The organism is Labrenzia sp. CP4, assembly GCF_001579905.1.
Taxonomy (GTDB): Bacteria; Pseudomonadota; Alphaproteobacteria; order Rhizobiales; family Stappiaceae; genus Roseibium; species Roseibium algicola.
On the sequence record NZ_CP011927.1, the window covers coordinates 610,983 to 626,926 of the forward strand.

The following is a 15,944-nucleotide window of genomic DNA, read 5'->3' on the forward strand; positions in this document are numbered from 1 at the left end:
GGACTCCTAGAAACACATCGGAACAGGAAAGCGCATTAAGCTTGAACGGCTAACCTATCGCAAGCTGCAAAAAGAGGAAGTGGGATTGCGGAAAAAGTTATGTGCAAGGCGATGGTCTGCAAGACTGATCCGCCACCAGGTCATTCTCCGGATGATTTTTCCTGCAAACGGAAAACGCGCGTGCGTTTGATCTCGTTGTCTTCCAGCGCACCGACCACCGGAACGCTGTAGGCCGCCAGTTCAATCAAGCGTGACGAGGGCAGATAGGACCGGCCAGGGTCGCCGACATAGACCTCGATGTTGTTCGCCAGCAACCTGTCGAGAAATGCCAGCACCTTGTCGGCCATGGGCTTGTCGTAGAAAACGTCACCACAGAAGACAAGGTCCGCTTGCGGCGGTTCTCCGGTGGTGATGTCCGCGGTCTCGGTGGTGATCTCCACCTCGTTGAGCGCGGCGTTGAGGCGTGTTGCGGTCAGGGCGTAGGGGTCGATGTCGACCGCGTGGCAGGACGCTGCGCCGGCCTTCATGGCGGCTATACCGACCAGACCGGAGCCGCAGGCAAAGTCGACAACGCGCTTTCCTGCGACCAGTTCCGGCGTGTCGAGCACGTAGCGGGCAAGTCCCTGGCCACCTGCCCAGGCAAAGGCCCAGAATGGCGGCGGCAGGCCAAGCTCACCCAGTTCGTCTTCGGTCTTTTGCCACAGATCCATGGCCTCATCGGCCACATGCAGCAGGATTTCCTCTGCATGCGGCACGGGTTTGACCTTGGTCTCCTTCCGGATGAAGGCTGCCGGATCCTTGATAAGGGCCATTCAGGGCGGATCTCTCAGGAGAGGAAGTTACGCAGGCTCTTTGAGACCGCCCATTTCACAGACGATTTTCCATTCCTCTTCCGTGACCGGCTGAACCGACAGGCGCATGGAGGTGACCAGCGACATCTTGGCAAGGCGCGGTTCGGCCTTGACGTCGGCCAGGGTCACTGGCTTGGGCATGTCGCGGACGGCCTTGAAGTCCACGCATTCCCAGCGGGGGTCATCGATGGTGGTGTCCGGATGGATGTCGCTGCAGACCTCAACGATGCCGACGACTTCCTTGCCGATGTTGGAATGGTAGAAGAACGCCTTGTCGCCGATTTCCATGGCCCGCATGTTATTGCGTGCCTGGTAGTTCCGGATACCGTCCCACTGCTCACCCTTGTCGCCACGGGCCTTCTGCTGTTCCCATGACCATTTGTCGGGCTCGGACTTGATCAGCCAGTACTGCACTCAGTTTGCCTCCGGGTTCTTGATTGCCCAGTTCCAGGGGCGGATCTCGACGCTTTCGAACAAACCGGCACGGGCGTAGGGATCTTCCTGGGAGATCGCCAGGATCTCGTCGCGGTTGGAGGCTTCGATCACCACCAGCGAGCCGGTCATGTTGCCGTCGTCGTCAAGGAACGGGCCGGCTGCCTTGAGGCTGTCGCCGAGGCCTTTCAGGAAGTCGAGATGGGCGGCGCGGTTGTCGAGGCGCGTCTGCAGGGCACCGGGCTTGTCGGTGCAGATCAGGGCATAAAGCATGAAGAATTCCCCGGGTTGGTCGAATCTGCGTCGAACCTAGGGCCGGGGCGGGGGAAACTCAATGGGGGAAAGTCGGGGAGGTGCATCACACCCTATGCAAGCGGCCCATCCATCGAGACGCCTGGCGTTGCCCGGCTCCTCAGGATGAGGACGTGGGGGAGCTGTTCTCCCCTTTGTGGCAGGGCAACTGACTTTGGACTAAAGACAGGCAGCAAGCACAAGTGTCACCCCGGGCGAGCAACGCGAGACCCGGGGGCTACTCGTTTCCAGAGAGCTGGAATGGGTTGTGCCTCTTCAGGGCACCTTGTCTGCTTCGGCAAGCGGCGCGGCGAGTGGGCCCCGGATCTGCGCTTCGCTTGTCCGGGGTGACGCCGTGGGGATGAGGATATCGCTCATATGCCAATCCCCTATCACAAGCGGAAAGAGAGCCAGGTGCCGGCTTGTGCCTATGTCGAAGGCCGGTTTCGTCGAGACGGGGTCAAAGCCCTGCCGTTTCCGATTTCAGTGGGCGTGCCATCAGGGTGTTGAGGGCGTCATCGATGGTCAGGTCCTCGTCGATCATCCTGGCCACCGTCTCGCAGATCGGCACTTCGACATCGTATTTGCGGGCCAACTTTACGGCGACGCGGGCGGAAAAGGCGCCTTCCGCGAGCTTGCCGCCTGCCGAAATCAGCTCGGAAGCCATGAAGCCTTCCCCGAGCCGCAGCCCGAAGGAAAAGTTGCGCGACTGGCTGGACGAACAGGTGAGCACAAGATCCCCCAGACCGGAAAGGCCTGTCAGGGTTTCGCCCTGTGCGCCCATGGCAGTGCCGAGGCGAGACAGTTCGGCAAAGCCGCGTGCTGTCAGCGCCGCCTGGGCACTGGCGCCGAGCTTGCGGCCGACCACGGCCCCGCAGGCGATCGCGAGCACGTTCTTGAGGGCGCCGCCAATCTGGGCACCGAGAATGTCGATCGAGGCATAAGGCCGGAAACAGGGCGATTGCATCGCTTCGCACAGGCTGAGCGCGGTCTTGGCCGAATTGGCGGCAACGGTGACGGCGGTCGGCAGGCCCTTGGCGACGTCGTCGGCAAAGCTCGGGCCGGACAGCACGCCCGGTTCGACGCCGGGCAGTTCCTCGCTCATGACCTTGGACAAGAGCTTTCCGGAGGATTGTTCGATGCCCTTGGCGCACAGCACGACGGGGCCGCGTACCTTGCCGGTCTGTTTGAGGGCAGCCAGCATCGCACGGGTTGTCTGGGCGGGTGTCACCAGCAAGATGGCATCGGCGTCGGCAACCTCTTCCAGCGAAGATGTCGCTTCCAGTTCCTCGTCAAAGGTGATTCCCGGCAGATACCTCGGGTTCTGCCGACGGGACCTGATATCGGAGACCGTGCCGGGATCACGCGCCCAAAGGCGCACTTCCCGTCCGGCACGGGCTGCGGTCAGGGCCAGGGCAGTGCCCCAGGCGCCGCCGCCAACGACGCCGATAGACCTAATGGCGCCCATTGCTCTGCCTTTCCACGCGCGTCCGTAATGTTTCAAGTTGCGCTCCAAACCCTTCAAAAAAGCGGGCCTCGGTCGGCGCATCCATGGTGAACAGGTCAATCCAGAACAGACGGAACCTTATCGGTGGACCGCCTGCGTTCGGTGACATTTCGAAATGTTCCCATTCTGTCGCGGGCTTTTCACGAATTCGGCCGTGAAAATGCCGCCGGCGATGCAAGCCGTCGAGACAACGGGGAACATCTTTGAAGATATGGTCCTGGTCGGCGAACGATTCGAGCGCGATATCCAACGAAAGTCCGGTCTCCTCGGCAAATTCTCTCCTGGCAGCCTGCAGATAGCTTTCGCCGGGGTCGACCGTGCCTCCGGGAACCTGGAGGCCGGCATTCGGGAAATCGGGTTCCACAAACACGAGAAGCTCTGTTCCACAGGTCAGGTAGACATAGGCCTTTTGGTAGATCAGCACGGGCAGGTCCTTGAAAGAACTGTTGTTTATGCCGCGTTGGCGAGGCGTGTCACACGTTTGCGCAGCGCATCGAGGGGCGCGCCGAAGGCTGCGAAGAAGTTTTCCTCGTCGCTTGCCCGTTCGCCAAAGAGGTCAACCCAGAAGAAACGATAGCGAATCGGTTCGCCGCCGCTGCTGGGATGCATTTCGTAATGCTCCCACTCGCTCTCCGGCCGGGCACCGAGGCGGACATGGTAGTTGCGGCGGATGTGGCGGCCAAGCAGCGGGCGGTTTGGTGCGGGCCGGTACTGGCCGACGGGAGGGATCGTTTCGAACGGGATATCCTGACTGGAAAAATGATCAAAGGCCACGTCCAGTTCGAGGCCTGTTTCCTCGGCAAATTCCCGCATGGCGCCATGCAGAAAGCTTTCCCCCGGATCGATGGTGCCGCCCGGAACCTGCAGGCCCAGATGAGGCGTGTCCGGTTCGTCGAAGACCAGAAGGTCCGTGCCGCAGGTCAGGTAGACATAGGCCTTGTGGTAGACGCGCATTTCTCAGAACAGTCCTTGTTGGAAGGCTGAAGTTTCCTAACAGGGTCTTTGGTCGCGCAAAAGGGTCGGTGGGAAATTGAGCGATGATTTACAGGTCCACATCCTAGACCTTGGCGCCCTTTTTACCCGCGCCGAGCACACCGGCATTGGCTGAATCCAGCGGCCAGCGAGGCCTGGGTGACAGGCTCATGTCGTCCACGGGGCCAAGTCGAAGCCGCTCAATACCGGCCCAGGCGATCATTGCTGCATTGTCGGTGCAAAGGCGCATGGGCGGCGCGATGAAACGGGCATCTGCCTCTTCTGCCGCAGCCAGAAGACTGTTGCGGATTTCCTGGTTCGCCGCGACGCCGCCAGCCACAACGATTGCCGGTTTGACACCTGGGTGGCGTGTCCGGAAGAGATCGAGTGCGGAGCGGGTGCGGGCTGCCAAAACGTCGGACACAGATCGCTGAAATGCCGCGCAGAGGTCGGCAATCGTCTGTTCATCGACAGGTTCAAGCTTTTTCGCCTGGGTGCGAAGGGCCGTCTTCAGTCCGGCGAAGGACATGTCGAGGCCCGGGCGATCCAGAAGCGGACGCGGCAGGCGGAAGCGGGTGACGTCGCCCTTGGCAGCCATTTTTTCTACATGCGGGCCGCCGGGATAGGGCAGGCCCAGCAGTTTGGCTGTCTTGTCGAAAGCTTCGCCAATGGCATCGTCGATGGTCGTGCCGAGACGTTCATAGTCCCCGACGCCGCGCACCAGCAGGAACTGGCTGTGGCCGCCGGAGACGAGCAGCAAGAGGAACGGAAACTCGAGATCGTCGGTCAGGCGCGCGGTCAGGGCGTGGCCTTCCAGGTGATTGACGCCGACGATCGGCTTTCCCGCTGCCATCGCGATGGCCTTGGCGGTCATGAAGCCGACGATGACACCACCGATGAGGCCGGGACCGGCAGTTGCGGCAATCGCGTCGATATCGTCCCAGCCGCAACCGGCCTCGTTCATGGCTTCGGCAACGATCCGGTCGAGGATCTCGATGTGGGCACGGGCGGCAATTTCCGGCACCACGCCACCGAATTCTGTATGCTCGTCGATCTGCGAACGGATCGTATTGGAGAGGATCTTCTTGTGCGCAGGGCCGCACACAACCGCTGCTGCGGTTTCGTCGCAGCTGGTTTCAATGCCCAGGACCGTCAGATTGGTCGCATTGTCATCTGTTTTGACTGAGGTCATTGGTCTAAGTGCGGTGGCCTGTGTTAGGACATCCGAAAAGACATAAATCGGTGCCCGTCATTTCTGCCGGGCGTAGCATCTGGACGGTAAACCTTGCAATCAAATCCTTTGCGTATCGGAACAAGGGGCAGCGCGCTGGCGCTGGCACAGGCCCACGAAACCCGCGACCGGCTGATGGCGGCCCATGATCTGGCCGAAGACGCGTTCGAGATCGTGGTCATCAAGACCTCCGGCGACAGGATCCAGGACAGGCCGCTGTCGGAAGTCGGTGGCAAGGGGCTGTTCACGAAGGAAATCGAGGAAGCGCTTCTGGACGGGCGGATCGATCTTGCCGTTCATTCGTCCAAGGACATGCCGACGGTCCTGCCGGATGGTCTGGCTTTGACGGCCTTCCTGCCGCGGGAAGATGTGCGCGATGCGTTCCTGTCGCCCAAGGCAAAGACCCTGACCGATCTGCCGCAGGGTGCCGTCGTCGGGTCCAGTTCGCTGCGGCGCCAGGCGATGATCAAGCGGCTGCGCCCGGATATCGAAGTGGTGATGTACCGCGGCAACCTGCAGACACGCCTGCGCAAGCTGGCAGAGGGCGAGGTGGACGCAACACTTCTGGCGGCGGCCGGTCTGCGCCGGTTGGGCCTGGAAGCGGAAATCACCAGCCTTCTGGAAACCGACCAGTTTCTGCCGGCTGTCGGCCAAGGTGCGATCTGCATCGAAAGCCGGGCGGACGACAAGGCTACCCTTGAAATGCTGGCGGCAATTCACGACGCGGCAACGCAGATCCGCCTTGATGCGGAGCGCGCCTTCCTTGCTGTTCTGGACGGGTCTTGCCGCACGCCCATCGGCGGCCTGGCAACGCTCGAAGGTGATACGATGCACTTCCGAGGGATTGTGCTGAAGCCGGACGGATCGGCCGCGCATGAGGCATCGGGCAGTGGGCCTGCGGCAGAGGCCGCGCGGATTGGCCGGTCTGTCGGGGAAGATCTGAAAACCCGGATGGGACCGGACTTTCTGGCAGGAGCCTGACCCGGTCATGCGCTTTCTGGTGACACGCCCCCAGCCGGATTGCCGGCGGACCGCTGAAAAACTGCGGGCGTTGGGGCATGTTGCCGATGAAGCTCCCGTTCTGAAAACCGTTGAGGTGCGGTCGGCACAATTCGGGCCGGATGGCGTGTCGGCGCTGGCGTTTTCCAGCCGGCGGTCGGTCGCCGTCCTGTTAGCGCAGGGCCGGATCGATGCCTTGCGGAACTTGCCGGTTTTCACGGTGGGCGACGCGACCGCACTCGCCTGCCGGGAAGCGGGCTTTTCAAATGTACTTTCGGCCAGCGGGGATGTCGCTGCGCTGGCTCAGCTGATTCTCGATAATCGGAGCGGATTGTCCTCAGGGGCCGTCCTTTATCCAGCTGCCGAGGATCGGGCGGGGGATCTGGAGGGACTTCTCGCCGCAGGGGGCATTTCCTGTCGCACCGTCGTGCTTTACCGCATGGAGCCGGCGGAAAACCTGCCTTCTGCCGTGGTTGACGGCCTTCGCCAGAATGCCTTTGATGGTGTCTTCATTTATTCCAAACGCACGGCTGAAGCTTTTCTGGCGCTGGTTCGCAGGCACGGTCTCGACCATATTTTTTCCAGGTTGCCTGTTTATGCCCTTTCGCGGCAGTCGGCCGAGCCCCTATTTGAGGTAAGCCAGGTGCGTATTGCAGCTGCGCCGAACGAAAGCGCCTTGATGGATCTGGCTTTAACACAGTGTTAACCAGATCCGGGGGAGTCGTTCTTTTGCAGCGCGCAAAAGTCTTTGCTGCGGCGGTACCGCTTCGCAAAGAGGTGTGTATAGTGAAGGTCTTGGGACCGGCAGGGTTCAGGAGGAGATGAGATGACGACGGACAAGAAATCCCCGGGCGGGACATCTTCATCGGGCGGCACCGGCGGCAAGGACAAGCCGGGCAGCAGCACTGCGTCTTCCTCCGGCAGCAGCAAGCGGCCGGTAACGATCGATCTGACCGCAGAGAAGGTCGGTGCCAAGCCGACAGACACGAAGCCAGCCTCTGGTACGAGCTCAACGACGAGCGCCACGACGGGGTCTGGCGGCACGACTGCGGGTGCAACCAAGACAGGCGGCATCGGCGGCACGACTGCGTCCGGCAGCTCAACGTCAACCGGAAATACAACGTCTACCGGCAGTTCGGGCAGCACATCGTCGCCCTCTTCGTCTGCATCGACCTCGTCCTCGACCGGATCAGGCTATTCTTCGTCGTCTTCTACCACTGCCGGGTCTTCCACAGCCGGAAAGCCCGCCGGAGCCGGCACAACCGGGTCGTCATCTGCGACCGGCAAACCGGCGTCTCCGGCAGGCTCATCGACGTCTGCCACCAGCCAGACCGGAACCTCCTCGACAAGCAGCAGCTCCCGTCCTGGGGGATCAACCAGCTTTTCCAATCCGCCGGCTGCTGAAGACCGCGGCGGTGTCGGGGCATTCGGCGTTCTGATTGCGGCCGTTATCGGCGGTATCCTGGTGCTTGGCGGCGGCTTCGGCCTCTACCAGGCCGGGCTCGTCAAACTGTCGCCCGAGCCGAACCAGCAGCTCACCAGCGCGCTCAGTGCCGCCGAACGCAAGATCTCCGATCTGGAGAAAAAACTCGGCGACGTGACGTCTTCGGTCTCCAGCCAGGGCAGCTCCGGTGCTGTTTCTGCTCTGGAAAGCAAGGTCACCGCGCTTGAAGCCAAACTGCAGGATGCATCGTCGTCCGATCTGAGCGCCGCGGTCGATGCCCTGAAGCAGGATGTCGAAGGACTGCGCAGTACCGTTGCTTCGGCTGGGGCCGGCACCGGCGAAGGAACCCCAGCCGATCTCCAGCCGCTTGAAAGCCGTCTGGCCGCGCTGGAAGAGGAAGTGAAGGGCGACAGCCAGGTGGATCTGGCGCCGCTTGAAAGCCGCCTGGCCAAGCTGGAAACCGACACCACGTCGACCTCTTCCGAAGCCGACAAGCTTTCCGGTTCCGTAACCGGGCTCGAGGGCCAGCTTTCGGACCTGAAGACGACCCTTTCCGAGGTGGAAACCCGCCTTTCCAATACCGAAGCGACCGCGAAGGCAGCGCAGACAGCCGTATCGACGTCGGACGTTTCCCTGAAGACCCTTGCCGACAGCCAGGCACGGGCAACCGAGACCCTGTCTTCGCTGGCTGCCGATATCAAGTCTGTCGGTGCGGCCAACACGGCAGCGCTGGAAGGTTTGCGCTCTGAACTGGACGCGCTTTCAACGCGCCTTGCCGCGGTTGAGGCAACGATGGGCGATGCGACGGCGCGTGAAGTTGCTGCCAGGGCACTGTCCGTTTCCGCGTTGAAGTCGGCCGTTGATTCCGGCCGCCCTTATGAAACCGAGCTGGCCGCGGTCAAGGCGGGGCTGCCGGGCGGGCTCGACCTGTCTGCACTGGAGGCCAACGCCAAGACCGGTGTCGAACCGGTGCCCGTGCTGATCGCCCAGTTCCCGCCGGTTGCGCGCTCTGTCTACCAGACGTTTTCCGAACCGGACCGGTCCGGTGATGTACTCGACAGCCTGATGACCAGTGCACAGTCGCTGTTCACCGTTCGTCGTTCGGGCTCAGGTGAAGGCGACGGGCCGGCAGCTGCCCTGCAGCGCATGGAAAACGCCGTCCGGAAGGGAGACCTCAAGTCGGCACTTGCCGCCTACAAGGATCTGCCAGAACAGGGACAGGCTGCTGCTGCCGACTGGGCAACGCGCGCCGAAGCCCGCGTCGAGGTTGATGACCTGACGGACAAGGCCTCGCAGGAAGTGCTCAACGCGCTTGCTGCGAAGGATAGCTGAATGCAGGCCGGCCACTCGCCCGCCCGTCAATGGAACTATGTGCCGGCAGGAGCCGGCCGTCGCAGGGAGCGAACTGAATGATCCGCGTTCTGTTCTTTTTCGCGCTGTTGTTTGCCGTTGCCATGGGCTTTGCCTGGATGGCGGACCTGCCGGGAACGATCCAGATTTCCTGGCCGGTTTATGAAGGCGGCCAGCAGGTCGGGACGGACATCTGGGAGCAGTCGCCTGCGATTGTTGCCCTTGCCGCAGCTATTTTCCTGGCGATCTTCCTGGCGATTGTCTGGGTGATCCGCGTCGTCCTGAAATCACCGCAGATTGCCAGCCGCTTCTTTCGGCGCCGCCGGAAAGACAAGGGCTATAATGCGCTGTCACAGGGCTTGATCGCTCTGGGCACGGGCAATGCCAAACTGGCGCGCCGCTACGCGCTGGACGCCGACAAGCTGCTGGATGATGAACCCGCGGCAAAGCTGCTGCTTGCGCAAACGGCCCAGCTTGCCGGCAAGGACGACGAAGCGCGTCAGCGTTTCGAGGCGATGCTGGAAGATCCGGCCACCAAGGCGCTTGGTCTGCACGGCCTCTTCATCGAGGCCGAGCGACACAGGGAGCCGGTGGCAGCACGCCATTATGCGGAGGAAGCCGCCAAGACATCGCCGGGTCTGGAGTGGGCCGGCAAGGCTGTTCTCGGCTACCAGGCGGTTGCCCACCATTGGGACGAAGCGCTCAAGACCCTGGAGCGCAACTACGCCGCAAAGATGCTGGACAAGAAAACCTATCGGCGTCAGCGCGCCGTCATCCTGACGGCGCTTGCGACAAAGCTGGAGGACGGCGAGCCGGAACGGGCCTATTCGCTGGCCAAGGAAGCTCATGGCCTGGCACTCGACCTTGTGCCGGCGGCCGTGCTGACGTCTCGTCTGGCAACGCGCCGGGGCGACATTCGCAAGGCCTCCAAAGTGTTGGAGGCGACCTGGCGTTTGTTTCCGCATCCGGAGTTGGCTGAAACCTATGCCCATGTGCGTACCGGCGATTCGGCTGTCGATCGCTTGAAGCGGGTGAAATCGCTTTCCGCACAACGGGCAAACACTCCCGAAGGTGCGCTGGCCATCGCCCGCGCAGCCATGGAGGCGCGCGAGTTTGAAGAAGCGCGCAAGCAGCTGAAAAAGGTCCTGCAGTCCGAACCTACCCGTCAGGCGTTTCTGCTGATGGCGGAAGTGGAGGAAGCCGAACACGGTGACCGGGGCCGCACACGCGACTGGCTGGCCCGTGCCGTCAGTGCGCCGCTCGACAAGGTCTGGATGGCCGACGGCATCATTTCCGCCGAATGGCAGCCGGTGTCACCGGTCACCGGCAAGCTCGATGCGTTCCAGTGGGCAACGCCGGGCAGTCTGTCGGACGAGGATGGTCCGCTGCTTGAGGACAGCCTGTTCGAGGCGCCGGCCCTGCCGTCCGCCACTCCAGCCGAGCCGGTTCGCCCGGTTGCAGATGTGGATGACGGCGCTGTGGTGCTGGAAGCCGAACCCGTCACCAGGCCTGCCACTGCCAAGCCTGCGGGACCCGAGACGGGTGACGCCACATCCGGCAGCGCCAAGTCAGCCGCCGCGGAACCTTCCACTGCCTCTGCAGCACTGGAGAAGCAGGGCTACGAAGGGACGACGGACGATGTCAAATACAGCCCTGCGCTGAAGGACCTGCCCGACGCCGAGGCTACCAAGGCACCTTCGGACAAGGCTGCGACCGTTGAGAAGACGGCAGCCAAGGAAACCGCGGTAAAAGCCGAAGCCGGGGCAGACGACAAACCTGCCGTGGTGACAGGCAAAGACGCCGGGACAGCGAAAGCTGGTGTGACCGGCAAGACCGACACCCGGAACGGTTCCGAGACGCCTTCCAAGCCAGAGGCAGCATCTGAGGCCAAGGTTGAGGAAACCTCGAAATCGGCGGATGCAAAGCCATCGGCTGCCAAAGCCAGCGAGGCCAAGACAGGCGAAACAAAATCCGGCAGTTCCAAAGAGGATCTCAACCGGCCAATCGAATTTCCCCTGTCGCGGATGCCGGACGATCCGGGCCCGGATGAGGACGACGAGGACGAGACCGCCAAGACGCCACGGCCGCGCTTTTTCAACTGAAGCGCTGCTGCGGCGATAGTCGGAATGTGCTGACGAGCATGTGTTTGCCTGGCTTCCGGAAAAGGGAAGATGTGATCTTCCTGAAAGAACCGGTTTTAGGCTCTTGCATCTGACGCCAAGCTCCGGTAATTAGCGGCGCACTCGGGCTTGACCTGAGTGTCCGCGCCAAATCGCGCGATGCCCGGCATCTGCCGGAGAACGCCGCTGTAGCTCAGATGGTAGAGCACGTCATTCGTAATGATGGGGTCGGGGGTTCGAGTCCCTTCAGCGGCACCACTTTCCAGGCCCAGGTTCCTTTCTTCAGGTGCGCCCGACAGGGCTATCCCTTCTCTGATGCTTTCCTCAGAATTGAGGAAGCTGTCACGAGACTTCAGAAACAGCTGTGCGATCGTTGGCCCTGCCACCAGATTCACGGGCTGCACAGGTCACAGTGACAACTTTGATGCTGGCGAACTTATGTTGCCCTGCTGCTGATCCGGTTTCTGTTTGTCGGATGGGAAGTGCCACATTGATGGCTCGTCGGCAGTCCTTGCAAGAGGCGAGGTGATTGTCCAATTCTGACGCTACAAATTGACGTAGAGTTGGTTTGGCAGGTTGTGGGCGCCCTTGTCCTCACGAGACAATCGTATCGTCCAGCAGGTGCTTGTTTTGGCCTCGTCTGATTTTCAGAAACAGGCTGGTTAGATCCCGTGTTTTGAAAAAGTTGGCCACAGGTTGCTCCAATTCGACGGAAGTCACTGAACCATAATGCGACTGCGGGAATCCTGTGACGACGGGTTGCGCCTGTTTCCTCGTATTTTGTGGGATTTTCCCAGATGAGGTTTCGGTCTTTACATCCTATTTGTAAGAATTTTGGAATCGAGTGAATGAATATTCATGTAAATCTATGTATATCAAAGGTTGTAAAATGCCTGGCGAGCTTCAGTAACAGAAAATATACAATTGTTTCCTTATTGTACTTGTTAATTTAGACATGGCCTCAAGTGACGATGCGAGAACCGCACACAAGGTGATGAGAATTGCTGCATAAAATGATCCGCATTCTTGTCGCTGACGACAGCGGCATCGCTCGTGAAGTCATCAACAACGGCATCGCCGTTCATCGTTCCAAGCGGTACATCGAGGTTGATAACGTCGATAACGGTCGTTCCGCTGTCGAGGTTCTGAAGAAGAAACAGATCGACATCGCCTTCATCGACATCAACATGCCGGGGCTGAATGGTCCGGACGTAATCGCCGCGATGAGCGAGACGAAGTCTGCAGATTGTCTGACGGTCGCGATTTCAAGCGGCCTTGATGAGCGCAATGCCAACATGCTTCAGCAGCTGGGGGCCTATCATTTCCTGAAAAAGCCTTTCACCCAGGAGGATGTGTCGGAGATCGTCGCCACTTACATGACGATGACGACGACCTATCCGATCCTGATCGTCGACGACAGCGGTACGATGCGCAAACTGACGCGCAAGGTTCTGGAGGCCAGCCGGTTCGACTTCGAAATCTCGGAAGCCGACAGCGCGCAGGCGGCGCTTCGTACACTGGCATCGGGCAAGTTCCGGATGGTGCTGACGGATTTTCACATGCCGGATGTCGACGGTATCGAGCTTGCCGGTTCGATCCGGGACCTGTCGAGCAAGATCGGCATCTACATGATGTCCACCAACGACACGAGCTATCTGGAGCGGTCCGCGGCCTTCGTCGGGATATCCGGTTTCCTGAAAAAGCCGTTCACGCCTCAGGACATAGATACGCTCATGCATCAGTTCCTGGAGCTGGATACGCCAAAATTCGGCAAGGTGCGCAACATGTTCAGCTTCATGGAACGAGAACGCAAGGCATCGTGAGGCTCGCCGGACTGGCGAGTGCTGATCGTTCCTCTTGGGTCTCCTGGACATTTCGCGGGAACCATTTGCCGAACGCTTACATTGTTTCTGGATTGTTTGTCAGCATTCTTGATTTAAAACGCTTCAGTTGATTCAATGAAAGAATCAGAAGTCTCCCCCTAGTTCGTATCGGTTCCACTGTCTGAATGCATGGAGAGCGGTGTGGGCAAAACAGCAAAACTTGAATTACTTCGCCGGATATTGCCTCTCGGCCTCTGCGTGCTGGGTATAGTCGGCGGATTTTTTTTCATGTCGGTGCTCAGCAGCCTGCTCTGCATTATCGCGGCCGCCGGGATCTATGCCGCCTTGCCGCGGCCGAACGTACCGTCCGGTGCCGTAAAACCGGTATGTCATCCGCCGGTTCTGGTACTCGACATGATCGGGTTTGTTATTGGTGCCGCTTTCTTTTCCATAGCATTCATCGGGATGGCAGACTGGAGCGGAGGCGCAGCCCTGATGGCGCTGCTTTGCCTGGGTCCTGCCTCGATTGCACCGGTGCTGTTCACCGTGTCCGCACGACAGGAGACATCCTGGGTCCGTTTCTTCAGCAACGGTTTCGAATTCACACAGTTCGGCCGGCGCGTCCGGGTGATGTATGAGGATCTGAAAAAGATCGACATCCGCCTGTGGCACGCTTCCGGCTGGGCTGCCTGGTTCCAGTCGACGATCGGCTCGCTGGGGCCGAGATCAGCGGTTCTGCTGAATGGGGCTGAAACCACCACGACTCTGGTCTTCAAGCGCCCGGACGGGGCAACCTTTACCATTTCCTCCGAACTGGTGCCGGACCTGCAGCGGGTGCTGATCAACATCGACAGGGCCGGTATGGAGCTTCCTGACGGGATCAGTGAATATCAGCGCAAGAAGATCCGCCAGCGGCGCGAGCGCATGTACGGTGGCCCGCCGCAGGAACCGCCGCAGTCGGAACAGAGAGAAGTGGCGCGTATCGCAGCCCTGATCGAACACGCCAGGCGCAGCGCCGGCCATTGAGGGCGGTTTTAAGCCTCACATCTCATTCGGCTGTCTGCTGACCACAACTTCATCCTCATCCTGAGGAGCGCGCTTGCGCGCGTCTCGAAGGATGGGCGGCACGCGCAGGAGTTTCTGGCACATGCTTCGAGACGGACCTGACGGTCCTCCTCAGCATGAGGGCGTGTGGGGGCGCCGACGGAAGGAGGGGCGATCTGCCGAAGACCCGGTGCTGGCATCAGCCGCTGCAAACTATGAACCGACCCAGTTCGCCTTTCGCTTTTCGAAGAATGCGGAGATGCCTTCCTGGGCTTCGGGAGTTTCCCAGGTCTCGGCGAGACGGCGGATGGTGTCGTCGATGATTTCTTCGGTGATTTCCGGGCCAAGGCTGCGGGCCAGCGCCTTGGAGGCGGCTACGGCAGCGGGGGCAGCGGAGAGATACGGTTTGATTTCCTTTTCGATCGCCGCATCGAGGTCCGCCTCGCTCACGACCTTCGCCACAAGATCGAGATCCCGGGCCTCTTCCGCGCCGAACAGGCGGGCGGACATGAATACCCGGCGTGCCTTGCCTTCGCCCATGCGGGCCAGCACATAGGGGCTGATGGTTGCCGGGATGAGGCCGAGACGTACTTCCGTCAGGCCGAATTTGGCGCTGTCGACGGCAATCACGGTGTCGCAGACGCTCATCATGCCGATGCCGCCGCCAAAGGCCTGGCCCTGCACACGGCCTATCAGTGGCTTCGACAATTCGTTGAGGCTCTGCAGCATCATGGCAAGCTTGCGCGCTTCAGTCATGCGGGTTTCGCGGTCAGCTTCGAACTGCTCGCGCATCCATCCAAGGTCGCCGCCCGCGCAGAAGCTGGCACCGGCACCCGTCAGGATAACGACACGGACAGTGTCGTCCTCCGCCAATTGCGAGGCAACTTCCGTCAGTTCGGCGATCATCGTGGCGGAAAGCGAATTGTGCTTGTCCGGGCGGTTGAGTGTCAGCGTTGCGACGCCCCGGTCGTCAACAGCAAGGGAGATTGTCTCGAAGCTCATGCGTCAACACTCCTGAGGGTGCGGGCAAAGTCGGCGATTTCAGCAAGCTTCGCCCGGTCGATGCCGGTCTCGAAGCCTTTGCGGGTCATCAGGTCGAGGACGGCTTCGGTTGCGACATTGCCTTTGGCGCCCGGTGCATAGGGGCAACCGCCCAGACCGCCGACCGCACTGTCGAAGGTGCGCAAGCCCTTTTCGAGGCTGACCTCGATGTTCTCGATCGCCCGGCCTTTGGTGTCATGAAAATGGCCGGCAAGCTTGTCCGCAGGGATCGCGGTCAGCACGGCGTCCAGCATCCGGCCGATGGTCTCCGGCGTTCCGGCGCCGATGGTATCGCCGAGGGAAATCTCGTAGCAGCCGAGATCGAACAGCGTTTTGGCGACCTCCGCAACCTTCTCCGGTGGTGTTGCACCGTCGTAGGGGCAGTCGGTTACGCAAGAGACATAGCCGCGAACCGGGATGCCGTCCTCGTGTGCCTTTTCCAGAAGCGGCTTGAACCGTTCGATGCTTTCGGCAACCGAGCAATTGATGTTCTTTCTGGAAAAGCCTTCCGAGGCCGAACCGAAAATGGCGACTTCATCCGCCGACACCTTCTTGGCGGCCGTATAACCCTTCACATTGGGTGTCAGCACCGCATAGGTCACTGACGGATGCCGGTAGATGCCTTCCATCACTTCCTGGGCATCGGCCATCTGCGGTACCCATTTCGGACTGACGAAACTGGTTACCTCGATCTTGCGGAAGCCGCAGGCAGAAAGCCGGTCCACGAGGTCGATCTTCTGGGCCGTCGGCACAAAGGTTTTCTCGTTCTGCAGACCGTCGCGCGGGCCCATTTCAAACAGGGTGACGAATTCAGACATGTTTTCTTCTCTAGCTTCTCG

The 15,944-nt window shown here is 60.8% G+C and carries 15 protein-coding genes and 1 tRNA gene; 7 read left to right on the forward strand and 9 right to left on the reverse strand.

The window, feature by feature from the left end; genetic code table 11:
• Window positions 1-140: 140 nt before the first annotated feature.
• From ACP90_RS02985 to tsaD, 7 genes are all read right to left on the reverse strand, one after another.
• A complete protein-coding gene (locus ACP90_RS02985) occupies window positions 141-812 on the reverse strand; it encodes a methyltransferase (RefSeq protein ID WP_062486697.1) in 672 nt (223 codons plus the stop codon).
• 27 nt (window positions 813-839) lie between these two features.
• Window positions 840-1,265, reverse strand: a complete 426-nt coding sequence (locus ACP90_RS02990) for an EVE domain-containing protein (protein WP_023002897.1) — start codon at window positions 1,263-1,265, stop codon at window positions 840-842.
• Window positions 1,266-1,556, reverse strand: a complete 291-nt coding sequence (locus ACP90_RS02995) for a YciI-like protein (protein ID WP_055659704.1) — start codon at window positions 1,554-1,556, stop codon at window positions 1,266-1,268. It lies immediately after the preceding gene.
• A 478-nt stretch (window positions 1,557-2,034) separates the two neighbouring features.
• Window positions 2,035-3,042 (reverse strand): NAD(P)H-dependent glycerol-3-phosphate dehydrogenase, encoded by a 1,008-nt coding sequence (locus ACP90_RS03000; protein ID WP_062486699.1) that lies wholly within the window; start codon window positions 3,040-3,042, stop codon window positions 2,035-2,037.
• Window positions 3,029-3,505, reverse strand: coding sequence for an NUDIX domain-containing protein (locus ACP90_RS03005; protein WP_055659702.1), 477 nt, complete (start codon window positions 3,503-3,505; stop codon window positions 3,029-3,031). The genes ACP90_RS03000 and ACP90_RS03005 overlap by 14 nt, the downstream gene beginning before the upstream one ends.
• A 26-nt stretch (window positions 3,506-3,531) precedes the next feature.
• On the reverse strand, window positions 3,532-4,035 hold the full coding sequence (locus ACP90_RS03010; protein ID WP_062486701.1) for an NUDIX domain-containing protein: 504 nt from the start codon (window positions 4,033-4,035) through the stop codon (window positions 3,532-3,534).
• Window positions 4,036-4,138: 103 nt separating this feature from the next.
• Window positions 4,139-5,245: a tRNA (adenosine(37)-N6)-threonylcarbamoyltransferase complex transferase subunit TsaD gene (gene tsaD, locus ACP90_RS03015; RefSeq protein WP_062486703.1), complete on the reverse strand. Its 1,107-nt coding sequence runs from the start codon at window positions 5,243-5,245 to the stop codon at window positions 4,139-4,141.
• A gap of 93 nt (window positions 5,246-5,338) precedes the next feature.
• Here tsaD and hemC point away from each other — a divergent pair, with 93 nt between their 5' ends.
• The 7 genes from hemC to ACP90_RS03060 all read left to right on the forward strand — a co-directional run bounded on the left by hemC (window position 5,339) and on the right by ACP90_RS03060 (window position 14,046).
• A complete protein-coding gene (hemC, locus tag ACP90_RS03020) occupies window positions 5,339-6,265 on the forward strand; it encodes a hydroxymethylbilane synthase (protein WP_031270219.1) in 927 nt (308 codons plus the stop codon).
• 7 nt (window positions 6,266-6,272) lie between these two features.
• A complete protein-coding gene (locus ACP90_RS03025) occupies window positions 6,273-6,989 on the forward strand; it encodes a uroporphyrinogen-III synthase (protein WP_062486705.1) in 717 nt (238 codons plus the stop codon).
• Window positions 6,990-7,109: 120 nt separating this feature from the next.
• A complete protein-coding gene (locus ACP90_RS03040) occupies window positions 7,110-9,059 on the forward strand; it encodes a hypothetical protein (protein WP_208993440.1) in 1,950 nt (649 codons plus the stop codon).
• Between the two features lie 77 nt (window positions 9,060-9,136).
• The gene (locus ACP90_RS03045; RefSeq protein WP_062486713.1) at window positions 9,137-11,179 is read left to right on the forward strand and encodes a heme biosynthesis HemY N-terminal domain-containing protein; all 2,043 of its coding nucleotides are present in this window, start codon (window positions 9,137-9,139) and stop codon (window positions 11,177-11,179) included.
• Window positions 11,180-11,379: 200 nt separating this feature from the next.
• Window positions 11,380-11,455, forward strand: a tRNA-Thr gene (locus tag ACP90_RS03050).
• 743 nt (window positions 11,456-12,198) lie between these two features.
• A complete protein-coding gene (locus ACP90_RS03055; RefSeq protein WP_208984613.1) occupies window positions 12,199-13,020 on the forward strand; it encodes a response regulator in 822 nt (273 codons plus the stop codon).
• Between the two features lie 288 nt (window positions 13,021-13,308).
• Window positions 13,309-14,046 (forward strand): hypothetical protein, encoded by a 738-nt coding sequence (locus tag ACP90_RS03060; RefSeq protein WP_062486715.1) that lies wholly within the window; start codon window positions 13,309-13,311, stop codon window positions 14,044-14,046.
• A gap of 231 nt (window positions 14,047-14,277) precedes the next feature.
• Here the strand turns inward: ACP90_RS03060 and ACP90_RS03065 are convergent, their stop codons facing one another.
• Both ACP90_RS03065 and ACP90_RS03070 read right to left on the reverse strand, forming a co-directional pair.
• The gene (locus ACP90_RS03065) at window positions 14,278-15,066 is read right to left on the reverse strand and encodes a crotonase/enoyl-CoA hydratase family protein (RefSeq protein ID WP_062486717.1); all 789 of its coding nucleotides are present in this window, start codon (window positions 15,064-15,066) and stop codon (window positions 14,278-14,280) included.
• A complete protein-coding gene (locus tag ACP90_RS03070) occupies window positions 15,063-15,923 on the reverse strand; it encodes a hydroxymethylglutaryl-CoA lyase (protein WP_023002910.1) in 861 nt (286 codons plus the stop codon). Before ACP90_RS03070 ends, ACP90_RS03065 begins: the two co-directional genes overlap by 4 nt.
• Window positions 15,924-15,944: the final 21 nt, after the last annotated feature.

Excerpts from the sequence above, each read along its gene's own strand:
- ACP90_RS02985 (WP_062486697.1), bottom strand. The coding sequence starts at position 812 with ATGGCCCTTATCAAGGATCCGGCAGCCTTCATCCGGAAGGAGACCAAG.
- ACP90_RS02995 (WP_055659704.1), bottom strand. The coding sequence starts at position 1,556 with ATGCTTTATGCCCTGATCTGCACCGACAAGCCCGGTGCCCTGCAGACG.
- ACP90_RS03000 (WP_062486699.1), bottom strand. The coding sequence starts at position 3,042 with ATGGGCGCCATTAGGTCTATCGGCGTCGTTGGCGGCGGCGCCTGGGGC.
- ACP90_RS03010 (WP_062486701.1), bottom strand. The coding sequence starts at position 4,035 with ATGCGCGTCTACCACAAGGCCTATGTCTACCTGACCTGCGGCACGGAC.
- tsaD (WP_062486703.1), bottom strand. The coding sequence starts at position 5,245 with ATGACCTCAGTCAAAACAGATGACAATGCGACCAATCTGACGGTCCTG.
- ACP90_RS03025 (WP_062486705.1), top strand. The coding sequence starts at position 6,273 with ATGCGCTTTCTGGTGACACGCCCCCAGCCGGATTGCCGGCGGACCGCT.
- ACP90_RS03040 (WP_208993440.1), top strand. The coding sequence starts at position 7,110 with ATGACGACGGACAAGAAATCCCCGGGCGGGACATCTTCATCGGGCGGC.
- ACP90_RS03045 (WP_062486713.1), top strand. The coding sequence starts at position 9,137 with ATGATCCGCGTTCTGTTCTTTTTCGCGCTGTTGTTTGCCGTTGCCATG.
- ACP90_RS03060 (WP_062486715.1), top strand. The coding sequence starts at position 13,309 with ATGTCGGTGCTCAGCAGCCTGCTCTGCATTATCGCGGCCGCCGGGATC.
- ACP90_RS03065 (WP_062486717.1), bottom strand. The coding sequence starts at position 15,066 with ATGAGCTTCGAGACAATCTCCCTTGCTGTTGACGACCGGGGCGTCGCA.
- ACP90_RS03070 (WP_023002910.1), bottom strand. The coding sequence starts at position 15,923 with ATGTCTGAATTCGTCACCCTGTTTGAAATGGGCCCGCGCGACGGTCTG.